This is a genomic window from Sodalis sp. RH14 (genome assembly GCF_047324285.1).
Lineage (GTDB): Bacteria > Pseudomonadota > Gammaproteobacteria > Enterobacterales > Enterobacteriaceae > Acerihabitans.
In genome coordinates, this window is sequence record NZ_CP178739.1 from 584,498 (window position 1) to 605,528 (window position 21,031).

A 21,031-nucleotide genomic window follows, 5' to 3' on the forward strand; every position below is an offset into this window, starting at 1 on the left:
AACGACGTGTTGACAAAATTTCTGCATAATATGCATTCCCGCCCGGAGCTGCTTATCCTGGCGCTGGTGATCATGATCATCAGTATGTTGATTATTCCTTTGCCGACATACTTATTGGATTTTCTTATCGGGCTGAATATCGTTATCGCCGTGCTGGTGTTCATGGGCGCGTTTTACATTGATCGCATCCTGAGCTTTTCCACTTTTCCCTCCGTGCTGCTGATCACCACGTTGTTCCGGCTGGCCCTGACCATCAGCACCGCCCGTCTGATCCTGACCGACGCCGACGCCGGTGACATCATCGCCTCCTTCGGCCAGTTTGTTATCGGCGATAACCTGGTGGTGGGCTTTGTCATCTTCGCCATCGTCACGGTAGTGCAGTTTATTGTCATCACCAAGGGGTCGGAACGCGTGGCGGAGGTCGCGGCCCGTTTCTCACTTGACGGCATGCCCGGCAAGCAGATGAGCATCGACGCCGATCTGAAGGCCGGCACGATCGACGCGGACGGCGCGCGCGAACGGCGCAGCGTGCTGGAGCGGGAAAGCCAGCTGTACGGCTCGTTCGACGGCGCCATGAAATTTATCAAGGGCGACGCCATCGCCAGCATCCTGGTGACGTTCGTCAATCTTATCGGCGGCATGGCCGTAGGCATAAGCCAGCATCAGATGGATATGTCCACGGCGCTGGATACCTACACCATGCTGACCATTGGCGACGGGCTGGTCGGCCAGATCCCCGCCTTGCTTATTTCCATCAGCGCCGGGCTTATCGTTACGCGCGTCAACGGCGACGGCGACAACATGGGCCGCACGATCATGGAACAAATCATGGGCAACCCGTTTGCACTGATGATTACCGCGTTCCTGGCCCTATCGATCGGCCTGCTGCCGGGGTTCCCCTTGCCGGTGTTTATCCTGCTGGCCGGCGCGCTGGCGGCCGTGTTCTATTTCCGCCATCGCAGGCAGCGCAGGGCGCAGGCGGCCGACGTGGATGGCCGTGCCGGAACACTCCCTCACCAGGATGCGCAAGGCGAGAGCGGCATGGACACCCGGCTGAACATTATCGACGATCTTGACAAGGTGGCCGCCGAGACCGTGGCGCTGATACTGGTGGTATCGCGCGCCAATTTTGCCTTATTGCAACAGGAGCGGCTGTGCGAACGCCTGCGCAGCCAGTTTTTTGTCGATTTCGGCGTAAAACTGCCGGAACCGATTCTGCGCGCCGCCGAAAATGTCGATGAATCCACCGTCATGGTCTTGATCAACGAAATTCGCGCCGACGCCTTCACCATTCATTTCGATATGCTGCGCGTGGTCAATGCCTCCGATGAGATTCAACATCTCGATATCGACATGCGCGTCGACAAAGATTGTATCTGGGTGGCGCGCGAGGCCAGGGAAACCCTGCTGCAGCTGGGCTTCCAGCTGCGTCCCGCCGTGGATGAGGTATACCACTGCTTTGCGGTATTGATGTCCCATCACGTCAGCGAGTTCCTCGGCGTACAGGAAACCAAACATATGCTGGACCTGATGGAGAATAAATATCCGGACTTATTGAAGGAGGTGCTGCGCCATGCCACGGTGCAACGTATTGCCGAGGTGTTGCAGCGCTTATTAATGGAGCGCATATCTACCCGCAATATGAAATTGATCATGGAGTCGCTGGCGCTGTGGGCGCCCAGGGAGAAAGACGTCATTACCCTGGTGGAGCATGTCAGGGGCGCGCTGGCGCGTTATATATGCCATAAATTCGCTATTAATAATGAGCTAAGAGTAATTATTCTGTCGGCGGAGGTGGAGGAAACGATCCGCGGCGGTATCAGAAATACGTCGTCCGGGGCATTTTTACACCTGGACCCGTCGGTCTCGGATGAATTAATGGATTTGTTTACCGTAGGTTTAGAAAGCATATTGATTGCTCAAAAAGATATGGTTTTATTAACCTCGGTGGATATCAGACGCTTCGTCAAAAAACTCATCGAGTCGCGTTTTCGCGATCTCGAGGTCATGTCTTTTGGGGAATTAACTGAAGCTGTAAATGTTAATGTTATTAAAAGTATCTAATTAACCTGGAGTATAATACATGTATGTTGATATTGCCGCTTTAGTGCGCGAAGCCTTATTGGGAAATGGTTGTGATCCCAAACTGTTGGCTAATTTTGATAGCCATTCAACTATTGCGCTCGATTTTCATGATTTGCCAAGTATCTACATCAGCAGCCAGGATGAGGATATCTGGTTTTGGTCGCGCATTGCCGAATACGATGAGGCGGCCTTGCAAAAATGCGGATATTCCTTATTGAAGGAACATATGGAAGGCGAAGCGTTTATCCGCAGCCAGCAGTTTCAGTTCGCCCAGAATGAAGGCTATCTGGAATTTAAAGCATTATTACATCCGGACTCTCTGCAAAGCGCGGAAAACTTTAGCAAGGCGTTGGAAGGTTATTTTGAGCGTCTGGAACGTATCATCGAGGTTATGCATTAATGACCGCCCGGATGAGGCTGCTGCGGCGCCAGGCCCAGCCTCTGCGTTTAGCGGGGCCGATTATCGAGGCGGAGCTGCCGGGCGTCGCGGTGGGCGAGATGTGCGAAGTGCGCCGCGACTGGCGCACGGCGGAGATTGTCGCTCGCGCCCAGGTACTGGGCTTTCAGGGCAATCGCACGGTGCTGAGCCTGATAGGCCATGGCCGTGGTTTATGCCGGGATGTGGTTTTGCATCCCACCGGCGCCCAGTTGGGCATTACCGTCGGCATGGACCTGCTGGGCACGGTCATTGATCCCATGGGGAATGTGGTCGAACGGCTGCATTCCCCGGCGCCCGGCCCGCAGCCGGAAATCCGCCCCATCGATATCGACGCGCCCCCGTATCTGGATCGCGCCGTTATCGACACGCCCTTTATTTCCGGGATCCGCGCCATCGACGGCCTGCTGACCTGCGGCACCGGGCAGCGGGTCGGCATATTCGCCTCGGCGGGATGCGGCAAGACGGTGTTGATGCATATGCTGATCGACCGGTCCGAGGCGGATGTATTTGTTATCGGACTGATAGGCGAACGCGGGCGGGAAGTGACTGAATTCACCGAATCCCTGCGCCGCTCAGGCCGGCAGGATAAATGCGTGCTGGTGTACGCCACCTCGGATTTCTCCTCCCTGGATCGCTGTAATGCGGCCAGGGTGGCCACCACGGTGGCGGAGTATTTCCGCGATCGCGGGAAAAAAGTGGTGCTGTTTTTAGATTCCATTACCCGCTATGCGCGCGCGTTGCGGGATGTGGCGCTGGCCTCGGGAGAACCCCCGGCCAGACGCGGCTACCCGGCCTCGGTGTTCGACGCCATGCCGCGTATTCTCGAGCGGCCCGGGAACACCCGTCACGGCAGTATTACCGCGTTTTATACCATCTTGCTGGAAAGCGACGACGAGCCGGACCCGATTGCCGACGAAATACGCTCCATTCTGGACGGACATTTTTACCTGAGCCGCAAGCTGGCGGCGCAAAATCATTATCCCGCCATCGATATATTGCGCAGCATCAGCCGGGTCGCCGGCCAGGTGACCGATGGGCAGCACCAATCCCTGGCGGGCGAAGTGCGCCGCCTGATGGCCCGGCTTGAGGAATTACAGATATTCCTGGATATGGGCGAGTACCGCCCCGGCGAGAACGCTGAAAACGATCGCGCCATGAATAAGCAGCAGGCACTCATGGCCTTGCTGCGTCAGTCCACGCAGGAAAGCACCGACTTCGCCACCACGCTGCGGATGATGCATGCCGTCGTTGCGTAATATCAAAGTCCTCATCGGCCGCTGCGACGCCGGCCTGCGGCGCTGTGATATGCGGCGCATCGCCGCCGAGCGCCAATTGCGGGAGAACGAGGCGCAAGCCGATGCGCTGGGCCAACAAAAAAGCGGCTTGCGGCAATTGATTGAGCAGGAGCGCCCCAGCGGCAGGCTGGACAAAGCCCGGATTTTTTTGTGTCAGCACCGTATCGCGGTATTCCGGCAAAAAATTAAAGAGCTGGAAGCACAGGAACACACATTGCTGCATAAGCGCGAGGAATTCACGCGGCAGCTCTCCGACCTCAAGGCGGAAAAGCAGCATTGGCAGCGTAAACATGAAAAGTACCTGACATGGGCCGAAAAGCAGAAAAAAGCGCTCAGGCTTGCCGGCTTACGTCAGGATGAAAATGAAACGCAGGAGATTATTACATGGTCGCCGTAACTAACTTCGGCCGCGGGCATAATTACCCGGTCAAATTCGTGCAGGATATCAAGGATATTGCCCGCCAGCGGCAAAGCGATGTGAATGAGCGCCAGCGTCTTAAGAAACCATTCTCGCCAACTGAGCACCAGCACCCCGCCGGCGCCTTCATCGCGCAGATGATAGCGCGCGAAGACGGTGTCTTTTCCAGCCTGGGCGCATTATCGGCGGTGGAAACAATGATGGGCATGCATTCGGCCCTGGTGTCTGATCAAGCCCATGCCGAGGGGGCGAATGCCGGCGCGGCCAGTGCCCGCCCGGCCCACGTCTCTGCGTTTCTGGCGCAGCGGAATCTGGGTTCGGCGCCATCAAACCTCATCGCCGGCGGCAGCGAATTACTGCCAGGCCAGGTGGAAGAACCTGGCGCCGCGCCTGCGGGCGATGTGAATAACAGCGCTCAGCCCGGAAAGGGGACGCGCGCCCTGGCTGCACACACGCCGGCGGTGTTAGCGGACGGGAATAAAATAATTGCGCCTGACGCGCACGTCGCAGGCAACCTTGCACCGACCGATGGCACCTTGGGCGAAGCCGCCGATGCGCGCCTGTTAGCCGATTTGCTATCAAGCGCGGCCGCGGGCGCGACAATCCCGGCGAATAATCATGCCGCCGAGGTTAGGGCCGGCCAGCCGGCCGTGGATCGGCCGGCGAACCACGGCCACGAGGCAACGATGCCTCAGCCAAACCAGGCTGCCAACACCGACCGCACCCTGACCTATGCCTTCAGTTCGGTGCCGGGCCATCATCACGTACAGGTATCGGCCGGTCAGAACATCACGCTATTGCCGTCGAGTCAGGAAGTGATTAAGCAAATGGCTACTCATCCTATGCCGGAAAATTACCAGCTGTTGCCCGTGCGGGATGAGCAACACGGGCAACAGCCGAACCAGGATCCGGAGCAGGAGGAGGACGAGTGAGTACACTTTCGCTGCGCAAGCTGCCAAAGGCGCAGGCGTCCTGGCACCCGGCTCTGGCGGGATGGCGGGCGGGCGGCGTCGCTGTCGCTCTGGCATTACCTCCGGCGGCGGGCCCACTGATGATGGTCATCGCCGACGATGGCGAGTGGCGGGCGCTGCTGGATCCCCGTGAATGGCTGGCGCAGACCGCGCCGGCGCTGGCCGCCATGGCTGTCGCCGCCTGCGACGACCGGCAAATCATGGCGTTGTTTAACGCCATGCCCCGGCCGCTGACATTTGCCGACGGCGCGCTGGACTACCGACATATACAGGCGTGGGAGCCTGCTGCGTCTAGCCAGGGCCGCGACCTGGCATTGCCCCGGCTCAGCGCCCGGGAATGCCCGGTCTGGGTGACGGCGCTGGATCGCAGCCGGATCAGGCTGCCGGATCCATCCTGCCACGGCCTGCAGGACCTGCCGCTGGCGGTGGAATTTATTCTTGGCGCCAGCCGGCTGCCGGTGGCAATAGCGCGCGATGTGGCGGTTGGCGATGTGGTATTGATTGCCGCGCTTTCGCGCTATGTGAAATGCCAGGGACGGCGGATAGGACATTTTTGCCAACGAGAGGACATGATAATGATCGATGAAAGCCAAGATGGAATGTATGAAGAATATCCTTTGACGGAGAGTGACCCTGCGCCCTCATTGGATAACACGGCCTTGCCCGGCGTACTGACCGAGCTGCCGCTGAATGTGGAGTTTATTTTGCAGCGGCGCTTCCTGTCGATAGGCGAGGTCAACGCGCTGTTTGCCGGCAAAATTCTGGAGTTAGACCCGGCGTGCGAGCACAGGATCGAGCTGCGAAGCAACGGCCATTTGCTGGCGCGGGGCGAATTAGTGCAATTGGACGATCGCCTGGGGGTCGAAATAATGCAACTTTACCCGGATGATCCCCATGCCTAATGAAATCGGGATAATTGCCTCACTGGCGTTTTTATCATTATTGCCGTTTTTGATTGCCGCCGGTACCTGTTACGTTAAGTTTTCCATTGTATTCGTCATCGTGCGTAATGCCTTGGGGCTGCAACAGGTGCCTTCGAATATGACCTTAAACGGGGTGGCGCTGATATTGGCCATGTTTGTGATGTCCCCGGTGGCGCGGGATGCTTATAACGCTTTTACTGAAGAAAAAGTCCAGTTCAACAGCGTGGAGACGGTGGTCGACTTTGTCGAAAACGGCATGAGCGGCTATAAAGCCTATTTGCAGAAATATGCCGATCCCGACCTGGCGCAATTTTTTGAAAAAGCGCAGTCCCGGCAGGGCAGAGACGACCCCTCCTATGAAGATGAGGAAACAACGCCTTCAATGCTGGCTTTGCTGCCGGCCTACGCGTTAAGTGAAATCAAAAATGCCTTCAAAATCGGCTTTTATCTGTATCTGCCGTTTGTGGTGGTGGACTTGCTGATTTCCAGTATTTTGCTCTCATTGGGCATGATGATGATGAGTCCCATAACCATATCCGTACCTATTAAGCTCATTCTTTTTGTGGTGCTTGACGGCTGGACATTACTCTCCAAGGGATTGATTCTGCAATATATCGATCTCGCTACCTGAAAAAGTATTAATAGGGTATAAAAATGAATGACGTGGTATTTGCCGGTAATAAAGCCTTGTACCTGGTGCTTATTCTCTCCGCGGGGCCGGTATTGGTGGCAACGGTGGTAGGGCTAATGGTCGGGTTATTACAAACCGTATTACAGCTCCAGGAACAGACATTGCCCTTTGGTATCAAGTTACTGTCCGTTACGCTATGTCTTTTTATTTTGTCAGGCTGGTATGGCGAGACATTGCTCGGTTTTGGCCAAGAAGTGATCAGAATGGCGATGAGCCGCTAGCCTATGAACGATTTGTCTGCATGGCTTGATGTCCAGCATTGGCTCAGTGTCATGATTTTAACCTCCGCCAGGATTATGCCGGTGTTTCTATTATTGCCCTTTTTAACCGGCAATATCGTCAGCGTTAATATCCGCATGCCGGTGGCTATCTTTATCGGCGCTTCGCTGTGGCCTTATTCCCTTGAGCGGATGCCGGTGGAAGAAATCAATTTTTGGGGCGTGCTGGCGCAGGAACTGTTTATTGGTTTGATCCTGGGCGTCCTGTTCGCCCTGCCGTTCTGGATTATGCACGGCGTCGGCTGCGTGATTGACCATCAGCGCGGGGCCACCGTCAGCAGCACCTTTGATCCCATGAGCGGGGTGGATACCTCTGAACTGGCGAATCTGTTTAATCTCTTCGCCGGCGCCCTGTTCCTGGCCGGCGGCGGCATGCTGCTGCTGATGGAAACATTCCAGCAAAGCTATCGGCTCTGCGATCCGCTGCAAACCTGCACCCCGGCGCTAAAACCGGTGCTTGGGATCCTGGGCCATTTAATGACCAGGATTATCATATTGGCGAGCCCGGTGCTGGTCTGCCTGCTGTTATCGGAGGTAATTTTGGGGTTGCTATCGCGTTTTGCGCCGCAAATGAACGCATTTTCCATTTCATTGACGATAAAAAGCCTTATCGCATTTGTGGTGCTGATTCTCTATTTCTCACCCTATTTACCCGACGCTTTCAAAACGCTGGCGCCGCATCCCGGCGTATTGGACATATGGCTGAAACCTGATTAACCATGGCAAACAAAACGGAAAAACCAACGCCGAAAAAGAAAAAAGACGCGGCGAAAAAAGGGCAGACCTTTAAATGCCGCGAGTTGATTATCGCTTGTCTGCTGTTAAGCGGTATCGTCTTCCTTACCAAGACCACCACGCTGGCGCCGTTGCTTGAGGCCTACAGAAATATCATTGCCGGCAACTTCCACATGGATATCAAGGCTTATAGTGCGGCCATTATGCTGCTGGGGCTAAAAATAACCCTGCCTATCGTGCTGGTCTGTCTGCTGGCGTCCGCGCTGCCCACTTTGCTGCAAACCGGATTTATGCTGGCCACCAAGGCGCTGAAAATCAATTTCGGCGCGTTAAATCCCATCAAAGGATTTAAAAAAATCTTCAGCATCAGGACTATTAAAGACGGCATAAAAGCCATCCTGCATCTGGGCTGTTTCATTGCGGCGGCCATCATCTTCTGGCACAACAATAAGCTGCTGATCTTCGCCCAGTTGCACGGCACCGTGGGCGCTATGATCACTATCTGGCGGGAACTGCTGCTGTCGCTGGTCATCACCTGCCTGCTGTGCATTATCCTGGTGTCGATATTGGATGCCCTTGCGGACTATTTCCTGCATATCAAAGAATTAAAAATGGAAAAACACGAGGTTAAACGCGAGTACAAGGAGCAGGAGGGAAATCCGGAGATGAAGCACCGCCGCCGCCAATTGCACCGGGAAATCCTCTCGGAGCAAACCAAGGCCAATATCAAGGATTCCCAGTTTATCCTGGTGAATCCGACGCATATCGCCATCGGCGTGTATTACGATCCGGATGTGGTGCCAGCACCATTTATTTCGATTAAGGAGTCTAATCAGCGGGCATTGGCGGTGCGGGCTTATGCGGAAAAAATCGGCGTGCCGGTGGTGACGGACATCAAGCTGGCAAGGAAGATTTATAAGAGCAACAAGTTGTATTCCTATGTTCATCCAGAAGATTTTGAGAAATTTATCGATATCCTTGTTTGGCTGAAAGAAGTTGAGAACGCTTGGCGCGATGAAACCTTAGCGGTAGGCGCGGAACCTCTTCCCGGCGATATGGTGCCGCCATCCGCCACACCTGCGGCCGCAGTGCCAGGGATTGAGCGGCAACTTAACGAATCGGCGGCGAAAGGAACGGATCAATAAAGAACGCCATGGCACTGGCCCGTCAAGGATCGAACTGATTTGTGCATGGGGTTTTTCCGGTGGCGGAAATGCCACCGCGGCCAAAGCAATATTAATTAAGCGATAATTGAAAGTTTTCCATTCCCCTTAATGTTTCAATCAAATCACCATCATTGTCGGTGATAACAAATTCAGGAGTTATATATGAGTGTTGTTGATAACGTCAGTGAAGACCGCATCGCAGAATTGCTGTGGAATGCGGTAAATAGCGGTATTACGTTAAAAGAAGTGCATGATATACCTCAGGTAATGATGGAGGGTTTATACACGCATGCCTATGATTTTTACAACAAAGGGCAGTTGGATGAAGCGGCTACCTTCTTCCGTTTCCTGTGTATCTATGATTTCTATAATCCGGATTATTACATGGGGCTCGGCGCGGTATATCAGCTTAAAAAAGAATTTCAAAAAGCAGCGGATATTTATGCCGTGGCTTTTTCACTGGCGGAAAATGATTATCGCCCGGTGTTTTACAGTGGACAGTGTCAATTAATGTTGAGCAAGGCCAACAAAGCCAGGCAATGCTTTGAACTTGTTATTGAACAATCCCACGACGCGATGTTAAAAAAACGCGCCGAGGTTTATATAAATAACTTGAAATGCCCCATGGACGAACAAAAAGACCCCTCTCAAAGCGAGGATATAACATGACGCAATTCCACGGAATTTTAAATGGATTAAGTGCCATGCCTAATGTCAATAATCGTCTTGACGCCATCGAGAATACCGGTGCTCAAGATAATAATATTAATACACCCTTATCGCGGGAACAGACTCTGACGCTGAATGCTCAGTCACGCCAGGCGACGGAAGCGCTGTTAGCGACCATCAGCGCCAGCAGCGATTTGCAAGCGAATATGCCCGCCGCACAGGCGACCGCGGCTGACCTTCCATTAGCGGCCCCATCCGGTAACGTGCAAACCCCGAACAATAACCGGATATCTTTGCAAGAGATATTCAATACCGTTAAGGAATTATTGGTCGATGTATCGCTGGGGAAACTGGCCGATCGACTGACGCTATTGCTATCGCAAAAAGCGGCATTTGACCTTTTCAATTCTGCTCTGTCAGCGGAATATCAACAGGCAATTGAAGCGAGTCAAATTGCGCTGGATACTGCCGAAGCGGATAGGATTGCGCTGCAAAATGCTGAAAATGAACTGGCGGAAAAGCAACGGGCGCTAGATCGGGCAAACGTGGCGCTGAGTCAATTGTCACCTGAGGATGAAGGCTTCGCGACGGCACAGCAATCCGTGCGCGAGGCGCAGGATGAACTTAACCAGGCCTCTGCGCAACGGGACTTGGCGCAAAGTAAGATGGCTTCGTCTTATCAGGCCGCCAGGGAAAGCATTACAAAGCTGGACGATATATATAACCAAGGCAAAAACGCGAATGCGCTTCCATTGGATGCGACTGAAGTGGATAGCGCTATAAACCGCTTATTAGCGTTAATGAACACATTTAACAAGTTGGTGCAAAAGAACCGCCAGCGGGCATTGGAGGAGGATTCCGCGCTATTCAGGCGCATGCAGGAAAGCCTGCATGTCGAAATGAAACATAAAGCCGCTAAAGCCGCCGAGGATATGCGTAAGTCCGAAGCATTGAATAAGACCATGGGGTGCGTAGGTAAAATTCTCGGCGCGCTTATTACCGCCATCAGCGTAGTGGCGGCGGTTTTCACCGGCGGCGCCAGCCTGGCCCTGGCGGCGGTGGGATTGGCTTTGATAGCGGCGGACGCGATAGGCAAGGCTATCACCGGCGTATCCTTCCTGGAACAGGCTATGCGACCGCTGATGGAAGGGATTATCCAGCCGTTGATAAGCATGCTGTCCAAGGCTATTACCAACCTGCTCGCAAAGCTGGGCGTCGATGCCAACACCGCGGCCATGGTGGGAGCGATTGTCGGCGCTTTGGTTGCTGCGGCGCTCATCGTAGCCGTTATGGTGCTGGGTAAATCCGCCGGCGGTAAAATCGCCTCTTCCGCGCTGGGTAAAATGATAGCCGAAGCCATCAAGAAATTGGTGCCCGATGTGTTGAAAAATCTGGGCAGGCAAACCAGTGCCGCCATTACCGATAGCTTTAAGCGATTGATGGATAAGCTGTCTTTAAAAACCGATCGGCTGTCGAAGGCGACCTTCGCCAATCGGCTGGAAAAGCTTAACAATACCGTGACCTATGGTTCAAGCATGTTTCAATCGGTCGGCTCGATACGCCAGGGCGTCATTCAAAAAAGATTGGCGGAAACATTGGCTGCCTACGGTCTGTTACTTGCGGAAGATAAGCAATGGAAAAAAATGCTGCTGGAAGCCATAGATTATTTTAAAGGGGATATGGAATTAGTCCAGCAACAATTCAGAGAGATGTCCAGCCGCCAGGCTCAAACATATTCAAATACCTTGAGTTTGTTTAGTAATAACAGTCTTTCGGCTTAATTAACAGGAGTAATGCCATGAACGATATAACCCATAACAGCGGAATCAATTTCCATCAGGAAAATATACTGAACACCTCGACGGTAACAGAGCCTGTTGAAGACCGTCGAAAAAACTCATCCGTCTCTTTGACGCCAGAGGCATTGGATATTGCCGCGAGTATTTTCGGTAATAAACTATTATCAGACGGATCACAAATTGTGAATTTACGCCGCCCCGATTCAACGGTCGAACCCGTGACCATCGCAACAATGGAAAAGATGATTAAGACCGGATTAAATCTGATGCCCGCGACGCCGGAGAAAATAATCGCGTCAAGTCATGAGGGTAACAATGATGTCACTATCCATAAGCTGAGTGGTCAAAAACGGATTGAGGCATTACTCGTGGCTTTCAAAGCCCTAAGTGAAGGGAAAGCCGTTAGTAATGGTGAGGTGGCGAGATTGGCGCTACTGGAAAATGAATCGGTAAAAAGCGCCGCCGCAGCGAAGATTAAACAGGGTATGGACGCGTTTACAGGAGGGATGAGCCAAGGCGTAATCGGCGGCGTGATGGCGACAGGCGTGTATAGGAAACAAACCAAAGCGAATAATATGGATCTCGCGACCATAAAACATGATAAAACCGCCCTTATCAAAAAACAGGGAGACCTGAATATTGCCACGATGAAAAGCACGCAGGGCAATATCGATTTGCAGCAGAGGCAGGCAGGACAAATCAGCGCCCAGCATCAATCGCATTTAGATGAGGCGGCTAAGCGGCGTTTAGAACGCGATATTGCAGCCACACAGCATGATATCGAGCTTAAGGACAATAAGACCGCCGCCATCCGAAATGAAGCAAATATGGCTATGGCGGCAGGCCAGCAGTTGCCGGGCTTTATCAATGGCATGACCCAAATGAATCAAGCACACCATGGCGCCGAGGAGTTCCTCAACACGCACTATGCCCAATCGTTCTCCTCTATGTCTGAAACGGCCAGGGCCAATGTTAAAGAACTGGCGGATGCCATGCAGTCGATTCTGGAACAGGTCAAAAAAGTACTGCAAGACAATGTCGCCACACTTGGCCAATTGGCCAGCCGCGCTTAATCTTTCACAGGCGCCGTCTGTAAATTCAGCACGGCGCGAGGCAATCTCTATGACTAGCATCTCTCAATATACCTTACCTCCCCACGGTTTAAATAAGCCTGACTTATCGCCCGCCTCTTTAGATACCTCTCGGGAACACCTCATGAGGACCCAGGCAATAAATGACGGCGAAAGAAGCTCTGGCCCGCCACGAAGTTTAATGAATGTATTTCATTGTCTCGACAAAGTAACAGATAATACGGAGCAGCTGGCAAAGCTCCTTGACGCGCCGAATGCACCAGCACACCAAACGTTGACTGAGCAATTACCCGCCGCGATGCTGCTTATGCGTGATGCCATGGCTAATATCAAGAGTAGCAGCGCCTTATTCGACAATGATCCGGAACTCAACACTCTTAAGAGAAACACTCCTGAACTGGCTGATTTATTGGATAAAGGCCACACGTTAACGTCTACCGAGGACAAGACCAATCCCTGGCTAAGCGGTATGGGGCTGGTGGAAGACTATGTTGCTTATTATCGTACCTATGAAACCGGGACAACGCGCAACACTAATTTTTTTAGCGCCTTCAATGAATTTTTGAAAGTGAAGAGCAAATACCTGGATGTCCGCACGGATGATAAAGGCAATCAATTCATGTACTTCAAACCTGGAATTGAAGCTGAATTGACAGCATTAATCGAAAAATATACCAAAACGGAAGCTGGGATTCTATTTCCTGTTTCCGGGGTCGCCAGTGAAGCGGAGGCGAAATCATGGGCGGAGGAATGGGGATTGGATCCCACATGCGTAAAGCCTAGCGGTAGCGGTTATGTCGTTAGGGTCGATATCTCGCCCCTGCAGTCCATACTTGCGCTTTTCAAAGAAAAAATAGACGAGGGCGGGGGTAAATTTAAAGAGTTGAACTCTATAGAATATAATGCATTTGACAGCGCTTTTAATGGGCTGGCGGAAAAATTAAAAAACCAGGTGCAAATATTCATGACCAAACTGAGTGATACCCTCGGGAGGGTTGAAACTTGGACAAAACAGGTCAATACCTGGATTGAACAGAAAAAAGATCTGCTAATGCGCCTTTTTTCTTAATAACAGCGGGATAACATTGATGATAACGAATTCAATAATTCATATCCCTAATGTGGGAATTATACAGTCAGGACCCGCGGGCAATAAAACGGCTAAACACCAACGTGTCCCGGTAAATTTACGGAATGTTCCTTTACGGATTAATTCCGCCGGCAGGCGGCGTAGCGGGTCTGGGCAGAACACTGCGCCGGAAGAGGCCACGGTCGAGAACTGCCTGAGTGCGCACGAGCGGGCATCGGTAAAGCCGTGTATCAATATTAACGATTTTGAGCGGCAATACCGGCAAAATAGTATGAATGCCCTATTTAACTGCGCCGGGGACCAACGTGAAACATTGGCGCAGCTGTTTCAGAATTCGCGTAGTTTACTGGTCCCAAGCCATCTGGAGCATATTGCCAACGCCCATTTTCTTGCCAGGCAGCTCGGCCCTACCGAAGAATCGGCCGCGAAACTTGACGGCATCATGCATGAATTGACCGACATGATGTTAAAAGATGGACTGGGTGAAAAGTCGGTATTCGGCGGCTACCGTCCTGAGCGGGAAGCGGCCTGCGTACGCCGCCAGAGCCTTGAGGAGGAGCTGGCCTCATTGCTCAACGCAATTCAGGGCGAAGGCGGCGCCGAAGCGGGGGCGCGGTTCATCAATGAAAAAATCAAGCCGTTTGTGGTCGACTATATCGTACAAGAAACGGGGAGCGATGGCGACGTGGTGCAAAAAGAACACATTGCGCAGCTCGTCGAGAAAAACGCCTATCAATGTTTTCAGAATATCCGAGCAGGTATTCAGACTTATCAGGCTTCATCGCTGGAAAAAATCTTTCGTGATACGGATATGATATTAAAGCTGCCCAATTTACTGGCCGCTTTAAATCTCTATAAGGATCATCCGCCGCCATTAAGGACAGGACTGCGAAGCGATGCGGAACAGCAGACAGAAGCCACTCAGCAAAATGATCAGTCCGACAGTACCGATAAGACCGGCGCTACGCAAAAAAACCGGTTAATGCCCAGCGTCGAATTTAACATTAAATATGCGCCGAGAATAACTATTGACGCGTCGGTAAAAATAAACTGGCCGCCAGGAACAGAAAAGAAAGAGGCTGGTAAAACGCAGTCGGTTGATGTGCGGGACAACTTGCAGGATATTTTCGAGCAGCTTAATCAAGCGCCCGATGCCGAAACGCGGGCCGACGTCGGCAGCCCGCCCTCTTTCGCCAAAACACATAGGCCCGCAGCCCGGGGCAGTCATTACGCGCAGGCGGCATTACACGCCGAACTTATCAGCAGCCGAATCCACCCACCTGAGCATAAGCAGAGTATTTTTTCCCAGCCGTTATCGCCCGGCGTAGGACAAAATAACGATCGCTCGCCCGCGAAAAGGGGTGTGACCGTGCAGGAGCCTGCCAACGTCCTGATGAATCCGGGTGCCGAAAAGATATCTTTTACGGCGACGACAACCCAGACCCCGCCCAAGGGGACGGCGCATGGCATTTTCCCGGTCCAGGATAGGGCGCAAGCCGATAAATCCGGCGCGCTATATGCTGCGGCGAAAGAGGTGGCCGAAGCGTTGGGGAATCTTTGGGAGTCTATCCCTGAGTCCGCGTCTTCCTTGTATGCCAATCCGGCACCGGGGAATGGCCGGCCTGATGAGGGCGCCATTTCTGACCTTTATGATAGGGCTCGCAAAAGGGGCGCGGCGCAAAAGGTAACCACTCATGCTGTTTTCGCCGGCCAGGATGCGCCGCAATCCGCTGAGTCCTCCGCGAATAACCTGACCGCGGAAATTCTGCGCCATGCACGGGAAAATCTCACCCCCATTCCGGCCCCAGCCGCTCAATCCACTAAGTCTAGCCCTATGGCGGCCTACCTGATTGAGGCGCGCAACCAACTGAAAGCCACGGTAACCCGGTCCGCCTCCGCCTCCGCCTCCGTGCCGGCGCCGGAGAATGGCCGGATGAAAACAGACGCCCCATCGGTTATCCTGTCCCATCAGGGTGCCCGGCAAGCCAATCATCCCAAGAACGATCATCAGGCGGCGCAGTTTGCTCCGTTAAACCACGATCGCGTAAACCTGGCCGCCGCAAGGGCCGGTTTGAGCAGCACAGGTTATATGCCTCCTTTACGTCAGGCGCAAGTCAATGCTGGCCCCGGCTCATCCACCCCTGTCCCGGCGACCCGAATTAACAAGGGGAAATTTGCTGATGACGAATAATTTGATAACGGGTGTAGCCGTTCCCACCGGCGGTGAATCGCTGCAGCGCGAGCTTTACGCCATGCTGGCCTACCGTTTGGGCCGCAAAGAGTCTGACATTGCCGGCCACCTTAATTTGGCGGCGGAGCTGTATGTCGATTCGCTTGATCTCATGGAAATTGAGATTGGGATAGCGGAAACCTTCGGCGTTGAACTTACAGAAACTGAGTTATTATCAATACGGACGGTTGACGATCTTCAGCGTATCGTCGTCGCAGCGCTTTATGCGTAGCCTCTCACTAAAAACCCCGCGTTAATAAATGATTCATTAACGGGGGTATTTCCAGTAAATAAGACATGTTAACGGCCCTATTCTAATCCGGCGAGTAAAGACTGCTGGCGTTGTTGCGCGTGTAATGTAAATACTGTAAAGTTCTATTTTCGCCATGCCGTGAAATAAGCCATGCTTTTCCATCCCACAGTGTGATCGTAAATAATCAGGGATGGAATTATTTGAAATAATATAGTTAAATAATTCGTTAGGGAATAAATGATTAAATATCTCAGTTTTGATGGATAATTTATCATTTTTTCATCATGAAGTCACCGGCCGCGAGGCGGTAGACTCTTTAGCATGACGAACCCTAGAGTATAAAGAATATTTTACCATGCAAACAGAACAAGGTAAAACAGACCGCCCGGAGAGTGTGGCCATTGTCAGGCTGCTCAATGGTAGTTTGAAGGGTTGCGAATATCCTTTATCCGCGCGGAAAACATTATTTATCGCAGCGGACTGCGGCGCGCTGGAATACGCCGGCGCGTCCCCCTCATTCCCTGAAGACTGCGTGCTGGTCCCCACCGAAGGCGGCGGGGTGAATTTTGAAATTATCCGCACCGACGGCCCGGAACATGGCATTTTGCTGCGCAGGCTGGACAACGACGGCGCGGATGATGTTCCGCTGGCATCCAATCACCCCGTTACCGTGGGCGCGCTGGCGCTGGCGGTAAGGACCGCCGGTGAAACCTGGTCGGAAGACGTCCTGAACTACCGGGCGGGCACGCCGAACACGCCGTCCGCGGTCCCGGCGACAATAAGCAGCAGGCCCGGCAAGCGGGGCATGGCCCTTCTGGCCATCGCGGTTGCCGCCGCCCTGGCGCTGGCGTACCTCTTAACGACGCCGGATGCGCAGCAGCGTGAAATTATCGCCCTGACACAGCAATTTGGCGCTGAACCCGGCAAGTATCAAATATTCCCGGGCCGCGACGGCGTGATGTATGTGCTGGCGGATAATGAGCGCGATGCGGCCTGGGGACGTCAATCCCTGGTGCGTATAAAATCGTCGCAGGCGATAAAAATCAATAGTGAGGATGAGGAAAAACAGCGTATCGAGCGCTGGCTGGGGCAAAATTTCCCCGCTTTAAATCTTCATCAATTGCAATTTGACCGACCGGCGGCGCCGGTACTGTTAGTAAGCAAACAGCGCGGTCAATTGACTGAAACGCAGCGCGACGCTATCAGCAAGGGGTTAATGCGTCTTCTGCCCTATGCTGAAGCCGTCCATTTTGCCGACGTAGACGATGACACCGTGGCACGGCAGGCCGAGGAGGGGATAAAAAAACTGGCGGTGAACTACACCAGAATCGATAACCAGGATAGCGTAATCTTTGTTATTAATGGCGCCATCGACGACGGTGAGCTGCAACGCATCCGTTTCTTTGTCGAGCAATATGCCAGGCAATGGAATGGCAACTATGTCCAATTCGCCATTGAGCTAAAAGACGATTGGCTTAAGGGTAAATCATTCAAATACGGCCATCAGGGCTTTGTGAAAATGACACCCGGACACTGGTATTTCCCTAACATTAAATGAAGAGGATTTTTTTATGAGTACAATCACTGATATTTATTCACGTAATTCAACGGGAGTGAGTGACAAAATGTCAGCCGCGGCAACGGCTCAGCAAGACCTTGAAGCGAATCCCACTGACGAAGCGTTGATATTAAGAGCCAATGGCACCAAGGCGGATTTGTCGACCTTTGTGACCATGTTAAATCAAGCCATGACCCAAAAAAGGGATCTTATTATGGGATTATTAAATGGCGCCAAATAATCGCCGTCTGCATAACGGATTTTATGACCGGCCGGCCATTCTGGCTTGAAAAAGGGTAAGCAGGGACGCTTAGCATGTGAATTTTATTCTTATGCTGCACGATTTTCCGGATTCACACGAAGCCTCATTGTATTTATTAAGCGTAATTATCAAATTAACCAAGGTGCAACATGAACGAAATTGCCAAAATCGGCCCGCCTCACAGCGTTATTCCGGTCATGCATGACGATGCGGTGGAATCCCTCTCTTTCCTGGCATCGAAAGCGGCCGCCACGGCGGTTGACGCCACACAGGCCCGCAACGAGCTGGATAAACCTTTTACCAAGGACATATCGGCGGAGGCGATGCTGCGAAGAAATGCGCTGAGCTCAGATTTTCAGTTGACGATGAACTGGGTCAGTTCACTGGTAAATAAAGGCGTCAACGTCGTGCGCAGCGTGTTGAGTGGACAATGATGTTAAGACCGATATTTTGTGCCGCCCTGCTGGCGCTCTCACTTACCGCCTGCAACGACGAGCCATTGCTTAAAGGCCTGGATCAACAGCAGGCCAATGAAGTGATAGCCACTTTGCAGCGCAATAATATCCAGGCCTCCAAGGCCGATAAAGGCAAGACCGGCTATAGCGTCGGCGTGGGCAAAGCCGATATTCCGGCGGCGGTGGATTTGCTGCGCAGGCATGATTTGCCGTCGCAGCCGCGCATGGAAATTTCCCGGCTGTTCCCCAGCGACTCGCTGGTGTCGTCGCCGCGGGCGGAAAAGGCGCGGCTTTACTCGGCCATCGAACAGCGTCTGGAACAATCATTGCAGACCATGGACGGCGTGCTGTCGGCCCGGGTGCATGTCAGTTACGACATCGACTCGGGCGACACCGGCAGGGCGCCGGCGCCGATGCACATTTCAACCCTGGTGGCCTATCAAAGCGACGTCGACCCAACCCTGATGATAAGCGATATCAAGCGGTTTTTGAAAAACAGCTTCAACCAGGTGGATTACGACAATATTTCCGTGGTGCTCTCCAAACAGGGGCCGCTGCAGCATTATGCGCCGGTAGCGGTCCAGGCGGACGGTTCCGGTCATTTTCTCCGCTTTGCTCCCGCCGCCGGCGTGGCGCTGGCGGTCGCCGTGGCGGGACTGGCCTGGTACCGGCGCCGTGAAAAAGCCTCAGTGAAGCAGGAGACAGACGCTCATGAAGAGCATCGCGCCGCTTGATGCCATACTCTACGATCCGCTGTCATGGCTGCATCCGCGGCGCCTGCCGCTGCCGCCGGCGTTAAACGGCGCCAGGGCGCGCTCGATAATCAACGGCATCCTTATCCAGGCCCATGATTGGTCGGTGGATTGCCCACCGGCCGCCGTTGACGGACCGGCGGCGTTGTTTATCCGCCACTGGCGCCTTATGCCGCAGGCGGCATTGTTGATAGCCGCGCAGCGCCATCGGGCCTCCCTCGCCCGGCAGGGGGGGCTGTTACAGCTGCCGTCCTGGGTGCGGCAATTCGCCGGACTGGCGATTGTCGATTCTTATGGCGACGATATGCCGGTGGCGATACCGGCCGCCTTAATCGCGCGGGGAAGAGGCGAACTGCTGGCGTTCGGCGCGCAATTGCCGCTAGCCATCCGGCAGCGCATCTCCCTGTTATTCTCACCCGAGCTGGATCGGGAAACGGGCGGTGAACCCCGCCCCGCCCCGAGCCCGCTTTTGATAAAACTGGCTTTCCAACATGCCGAAAAATATTCCACTACGCCGGATGCCGCCGATGTCGGGCGGTGTATTGATCAAGAGCCGGCAGCTGGCGCGCCAACGCGAGGCGCTTGATATCGTCAGTGAAGCGCGCCGTCAGGCGCGCTCTCTGGTTAAGCAGGCGCAGGCCGAGGCCGGACAGCTGCGCCAGCAGGGATTCCGGGAAGGGTACCAGGACGGCATGGCGACCTCGGCCGCCGCGGTGGCCGACTATTTATCGCAGGCGCAACGTCTCGAGGCCGAATTGCAATGTCAGGTTAACGCGCGCGCGCGCCAGTTATTGTCCATGGCGCTGGATCACCCGGATACCGTGCTGGCGCTGGTGGATGAATGGCTGGCGTCATTGCCCGAGGCGACAGCGGCCGAACCGATGATCTTGCTGCTGCCGGAAGCGGCGCGAAGATCCCATGCCCTGCTTAGGCAGCGCATCGACGCGGCAGTTCCGGGCGCCGGCCAGATTGAATATCATCGGGAGAACCGCGTCGTGATGAAGTATGGCCATCAGGTAGCCGAGTTCGCCCCCGAAGCGTTTTTAACCGAGGGCGTGCGGCGACTGGGCGGTTTTAACGCTATGGCGCAAGAGTGCCGCCGCCTTACCCAGGCCGGCCTGCGGCGCCTGCATGAGGTATTTTTGCAGCATCATGCCGTGGGCGGCGCGCACCCGGAGAAAAGTGGCTGAACTGTGATCGGCGCGCTAAAGGTATTTGGCCGTTAGGTTACAATTTACCCTGTTTCGCTATCATCAAATAATGAGCATAAGATGAAACCAACAATAATGATAACGATGGTGCTGGCGCTGCTGGCCTCCGGCTGCGCCACCTCCCCCCGCCCAGGCGCGCCGGGCAAGTCGGCGCAGAGCGCCTATCTGGCGCAGGTAGCCAGCCCGGGCTGCCTGGGTGCCTCCGCCATCAATCCCACCCTTACGCCGCCGGTTTTGTATCAGGGGATGGTCAGCTGTATTAAAGCGGGACGACAAGCCGACGCGGTATTTTTATTCGCCATGGCCGGCACCTACTCCTATTTCGACGCGCTGCGCCTCGACACCGACGCCGCCAGGCAGGCGCACTCCTCCATGCTGGGCGAGGCGTTGAAAATGATCAACGCCAACCAGCAGCAGCTGTTTTGGCAATCCGCCAACGGCACATTAGGCAACAGACAGCAGCTTGCCGCCCTGTGCCGGCAGGTCGACGCCATCGGCAAGCCGGTGTATTTCCCGCAGTACGTTATGCAGCCCACGGGCACGGGAGCGGGGGCGGCGATGCCGGCCAACACCGACCCCTTATGGAAAACCGCCATGAACGGTTATCTGCACTGCGCGACGGATGTGATGAGTATCCGTTAAGCGGCGGCCCCTGGCGCA

Annotated in this window: 23 protein-coding genes; all 23 read left to right on the forward strand. The window is 54.0% G+C overall.

The features are described 5' to 3' along the window. The first annotated feature begins 30 nt into the window (after positions 1–30). The 23 genes from ACL2XQ_RS02465 (at position 31) to ACL2XQ_RS02575 (ending at position 21,013) form a co-directional block, all read left to right on the forward strand. On the forward strand, positions 31–2,064 hold the full coding sequence (locus ACL2XQ_RS02465) for an EscV/YscV/HrcV family type III secretion system export apparatus protein (RefSeq protein ID WP_410016634.1): 2,034 nt from the start codon (positions 31–33) through the stop codon (positions 2,062–2,064). A gap of 19 nt (positions 2,065–2,083) precedes the next feature. Next, complete coding sequence (gene spaK / locus ACL2XQ_RS02470) at positions 2,084–2,485, forward strand: SPI-1 type III secretion system chaperone SpaK (protein ID WP_410012235.1); 402 nt, start codon at positions 2,084–2,086, stop codon at positions 2,483–2,485. Beyond that, positions 2,485–3,780: a type III secretion system ATPase SctN gene (sctN, locus tag ACL2XQ_RS02475; RefSeq protein WP_410012234.1), complete on the forward strand. Its 1,296-nt coding sequence runs from the start codon at positions 2,485–2,487 to the stop codon at positions 3,778–3,780. Before spaK ends, sctN begins: the two co-directional genes overlap by 1 nt. Beyond that, complete coding sequence (locus ACL2XQ_RS02480) at positions 3,764–4,216, forward strand: hypothetical protein (protein ID WP_410012233.1); 453 nt, start codon at positions 3,764–3,766, stop codon at positions 4,214–4,216. The genes sctN and ACL2XQ_RS02480 overlap by 17 nt, the downstream gene beginning before the upstream one ends. Further along, complete coding sequence (locus ACL2XQ_RS02485; RefSeq protein WP_413727225.1) at positions 4,204–5,169, forward strand: hypothetical protein; 966 nt, start codon at positions 4,204–4,206, stop codon at positions 5,167–5,169. The genes ACL2XQ_RS02480 and ACL2XQ_RS02485 overlap by 13 nt, the downstream gene beginning before the upstream one ends. Continuing rightward, positions 5,166–6,110: a type III secretion system cytoplasmic ring protein SctQ gene (gene sctQ / locus ACL2XQ_RS02490; protein WP_413740028.1), complete on the forward strand. Its 945-nt coding sequence runs from the start codon at positions 5,166–5,168 to the stop codon at positions 6,108–6,110. The genes ACL2XQ_RS02485 and sctQ overlap by 4 nt, the downstream gene beginning before the upstream one ends. Beyond that, the gene (locus ACL2XQ_RS02495; protein ID WP_410012230.1) at positions 6,103–6,762 is read left to right on the forward strand and encodes an EscR/YscR/HrcR family type III secretion system export apparatus protein; all 660 of its coding nucleotides are present in this window, start codon (positions 6,103–6,105) and stop codon (positions 6,760–6,762) included. The genes sctQ and ACL2XQ_RS02495 overlap by 8 nt, the downstream gene beginning before the upstream one ends. Before the next feature lie 23 nt (positions 6,763–6,785). After that, positions 6,786–7,043: an EscS/YscS/HrcS family type III secretion system export apparatus protein gene (locus ACL2XQ_RS02500; protein ID WP_410012229.1), complete on the forward strand. Its 258-nt coding sequence runs from the start codon at positions 6,786–6,788 to the stop codon at positions 7,041–7,043. Positions 7,044–7,046: 3 nt separating this feature from the next. Then, positions 7,047–7,817, forward strand: coding sequence for a type III secretion system export apparatus subunit SctT (gene sctT / locus ACL2XQ_RS02505; protein ID WP_410012228.1), 771 nt, complete (start codon positions 7,047–7,049; stop codon positions 7,815–7,817). Between the two features lie 2 nt (positions 7,818–7,819). Beyond that, entirely contained in the window at positions 7,820–8,980 is a 1,161-nt protein-coding gene (locus ACL2XQ_RS02510; RefSeq protein WP_410012227.1) for an EscU/YscU/HrcU family type III secretion system export apparatus switch protein, read from the forward strand. Positions 8,981–9,163: 183 nt separating this feature from the next. Beyond that, on the forward strand, positions 9,164–9,670 hold the full coding sequence (gene sicA, locus ACL2XQ_RS02515) for a type III secretion system translocator chaperone SicA (protein WP_410012226.1): 507 nt from the start codon (positions 9,164–9,166) through the stop codon (positions 9,668–9,670). Continuing rightward, on the forward strand, positions 9,667–11,451 hold the full coding sequence (gene sctE, locus ACL2XQ_RS02520; RefSeq protein ID WP_413722045.1) for a type III secretion system translocon subunit SctE: 1,785 nt from the start codon (positions 9,667–9,669) through the stop codon (positions 11,449–11,451). The genes sicA and sctE overlap by 4 nt, the downstream gene beginning before the upstream one ends. Positions 11,452–11,468: 17 nt before the next feature. Beyond that, positions 11,469–12,542, forward strand: a complete 1,074-nt coding sequence (locus ACL2XQ_RS02525) for a hypothetical protein (protein WP_413740029.1) — start codon at positions 11,469–11,471, stop codon at positions 12,540–12,542. Between the two features lie 49 nt (positions 12,543–12,591). Next, positions 12,592–13,629: an IpaD/SipD/SspD family type III secretion system needle tip protein gene (locus tag ACL2XQ_RS02530; RefSeq protein WP_413722047.1), complete on the forward strand. Its 1,038-nt coding sequence runs from the start codon at positions 12,592–12,594 to the stop codon at positions 13,627–13,629. 19 nt (positions 13,630–13,648) lie between these two features. Beyond that, on the forward strand, positions 13,649–15,841 hold the full coding sequence (locus tag ACL2XQ_RS02535) for a hypothetical protein (RefSeq protein ID WP_413722048.1): 2,193 nt from the start codon (positions 13,649–13,651) through the stop codon (positions 15,839–15,841). Then, entirely contained in the window at positions 15,831–16,112 is a 282-nt protein-coding gene (locus ACL2XQ_RS02540) for an acyl carrier protein (protein WP_410012221.1), read from the forward strand. The genes ACL2XQ_RS02535 and ACL2XQ_RS02540 overlap by 11 nt, the downstream gene beginning before the upstream one ends. Before the next feature lie 376 nt (positions 16,113–16,488). After that, positions 16,489–17,691, forward strand: a complete 1,203-nt coding sequence (locus ACL2XQ_RS02545; protein ID WP_413727218.1) for a PrgH/EprH family type III secretion apparatus protein — start codon at positions 16,489–16,491, stop codon at positions 17,689–17,691. 13 nt (positions 17,692–17,704) lie between these two features. Next, entirely contained in the window at positions 17,705–17,932 is a 228-nt protein-coding gene (locus tag ACL2XQ_RS02550) for a hypothetical protein (RefSeq protein WP_410012219.1), read from the forward strand. A gap of 170 nt (positions 17,933–18,102) precedes the next feature. Next, positions 18,103–18,387 carry a hypothetical protein gene (locus ACL2XQ_RS02555; RefSeq protein WP_410012218.1) on the forward strand — a complete coding sequence of 95 codons (285 nt, stop codon included), beginning with the start codon at positions 18,103–18,105 and terminating at the stop codon, positions 18,385–18,387. Continuing rightward, positions 18,384–19,142 (forward strand): EscJ/YscJ/HrcJ family type III secretion inner membrane ring protein, encoded by a 759-nt coding sequence (locus tag ACL2XQ_RS02560; RefSeq protein WP_410012217.1) that lies wholly within the window; start codon positions 18,384–18,386, stop codon positions 19,140–19,142. Before ACL2XQ_RS02555 ends, ACL2XQ_RS02560 begins: the two co-directional genes overlap by 4 nt. Then, positions 19,120–19,746, forward strand: a complete 627-nt coding sequence (locus ACL2XQ_RS02565; protein ID WP_410012216.1) for a type III secretion apparatus protein OrgA/MxiK — start codon at positions 19,120–19,122, stop codon at positions 19,744–19,746. Before ACL2XQ_RS02560 ends, ACL2XQ_RS02565 begins: the two co-directional genes overlap by 23 nt. Then, positions 19,688–20,350, forward strand: coding sequence for a hypothetical protein (locus tag ACL2XQ_RS02570; protein WP_413722049.1), 663 nt, complete (start codon positions 19,688–19,690; stop codon positions 20,348–20,350). Before ACL2XQ_RS02565 ends, ACL2XQ_RS02570 begins: the two co-directional genes overlap by 59 nt. A gap of 81 nt (positions 20,351–20,431) precedes the next feature. Then, positions 20,432–21,013, forward strand: a complete 582-nt coding sequence (locus ACL2XQ_RS02575) for a hypothetical protein (protein WP_413722050.1) — start codon at positions 20,432–20,434, stop codon at positions 21,011–21,013. Positions 21,014–21,031 lie beyond the last annotated feature (18 nt).

Bases quoted from the DNA above. Each gene is read 5' to 3' on its own strand.
- ACL2XQ_RS02465 (WP_410016634.1), top strand. From the start codon at position 31: ATGCATTCCCGCCCGGAGCTGCTTATCCTGGCGCTGGTGATCATGATC.
- spaK (WP_410012235.1), top strand. From the start codon at position 2,084: ATGTATGTTGATATTGCCGCTTTAGTGCGCGAAGCCTTATTGGGAAAT.
- sctN (WP_410012234.1), top strand. From the start codon at position 2,485: ATGACCGCCCGGATGAGGCTGCTGCGGCGCCAGGCCCAGCCTCTGCGT.
- ACL2XQ_RS02480 (WP_410012233.1), top strand. From the start codon at position 3,764: ATGCCGTCGTTGCGTAATATCAAAGTCCTCATCGGCCGCTGCGACGCC.
- ACL2XQ_RS02485 (WP_413727225.1), top strand. From the start codon at position 4,204: ATGGTCGCCGTAACTAACTTCGGCCGCGGGCATAATTACCCGGTCAAA.
- ACL2XQ_RS02495 (WP_410012230.1), top strand. From the start codon at position 6,103: ATGCCTAATGAAATCGGGATAATTGCCTCACTGGCGTTTTTATCATTA.
- ACL2XQ_RS02500 (WP_410012229.1), top strand. From the start codon at position 6,786: ATGAATGACGTGGTATTTGCCGGTAATAAAGCCTTGTACCTGGTGCTT.
- sctT (WP_410012228.1), top strand. From the start codon at position 7,047: ATGAACGATTTGTCTGCATGGCTTGATGTCCAGCATTGGCTCAGTGTC.
- ACL2XQ_RS02510 (WP_410012227.1), top strand. From the start codon at position 7,820: ATGGCAAACAAAACGGAAAAACCAACGCCGAAAAAGAAAAAAGACGCG.
- sicA (WP_410012226.1), top strand. From the start codon at position 9,164: ATGAGTGTTGTTGATAACGTCAGTGAAGACCGCATCGCAGAATTGCTG.
- sctE (WP_413722045.1), top strand. From the start codon at position 9,667: ATGACGCAATTCCACGGAATTTTAAATGGATTAAGTGCCATGCCTAAT.
- ACL2XQ_RS02525 (WP_413740029.1), top strand. From the start codon at position 11,469: ATGAACGATATAACCCATAACAGCGGAATCAATTTCCATCAGGAAAAT.
- ACL2XQ_RS02530 (WP_413722047.1), top strand. From the start codon at position 12,592: ATGACTAGCATCTCTCAATATACCTTACCTCCCCACGGTTTAAATAAG.
- ACL2XQ_RS02535 (WP_413722048.1), top strand. From the start codon at position 13,649: ATGATAACGAATTCAATAATTCATATCCCTAATGTGGGAATTATACAG.
- ACL2XQ_RS02540 (WP_410012221.1), top strand. From the start codon at position 15,831: ATGACGAATAATTTGATAACGGGTGTAGCCGTTCCCACCGGCGGTGAA.
- ACL2XQ_RS02545 (WP_413727218.1), top strand. From the start codon at position 16,489: ATGCAAACAGAACAAGGTAAAACAGACCGCCCGGAGAGTGTGGCCATT.
- ACL2XQ_RS02550 (WP_410012219.1), top strand. From the start codon at position 17,705: ATGAGTACAATCACTGATATTTATTCACGTAATTCAACGGGAGTGAGT.
- ACL2XQ_RS02555 (WP_410012218.1), top strand. From the start codon at position 18,103: ATGAACGAAATTGCCAAAATCGGCCCGCCTCACAGCGTTATTCCGGTC.
- ACL2XQ_RS02560 (WP_410012217.1), top strand. From the start codon at position 18,384: ATGATGTTAAGACCGATATTTTGTGCCGCCCTGCTGGCGCTCTCACTT.
- ACL2XQ_RS02565 (WP_410012216.1), top strand. From the start codon at position 19,120: ATGAAGAGCATCGCGCCGCTTGATGCCATACTCTACGATCCGCTGTCA.
- ACL2XQ_RS02570 (WP_413722049.1), top strand. From the start codon at position 19,688: ATGTCGGGCGGTGTATTGATCAAGAGCCGGCAGCTGGCGCGCCAACGC.
- ACL2XQ_RS02575 (WP_413722050.1), top strand. From the start codon at position 20,432: ATGAAACCAACAATAATGATAACGATGGTGCTGGCGCTGCTGGCCTCC.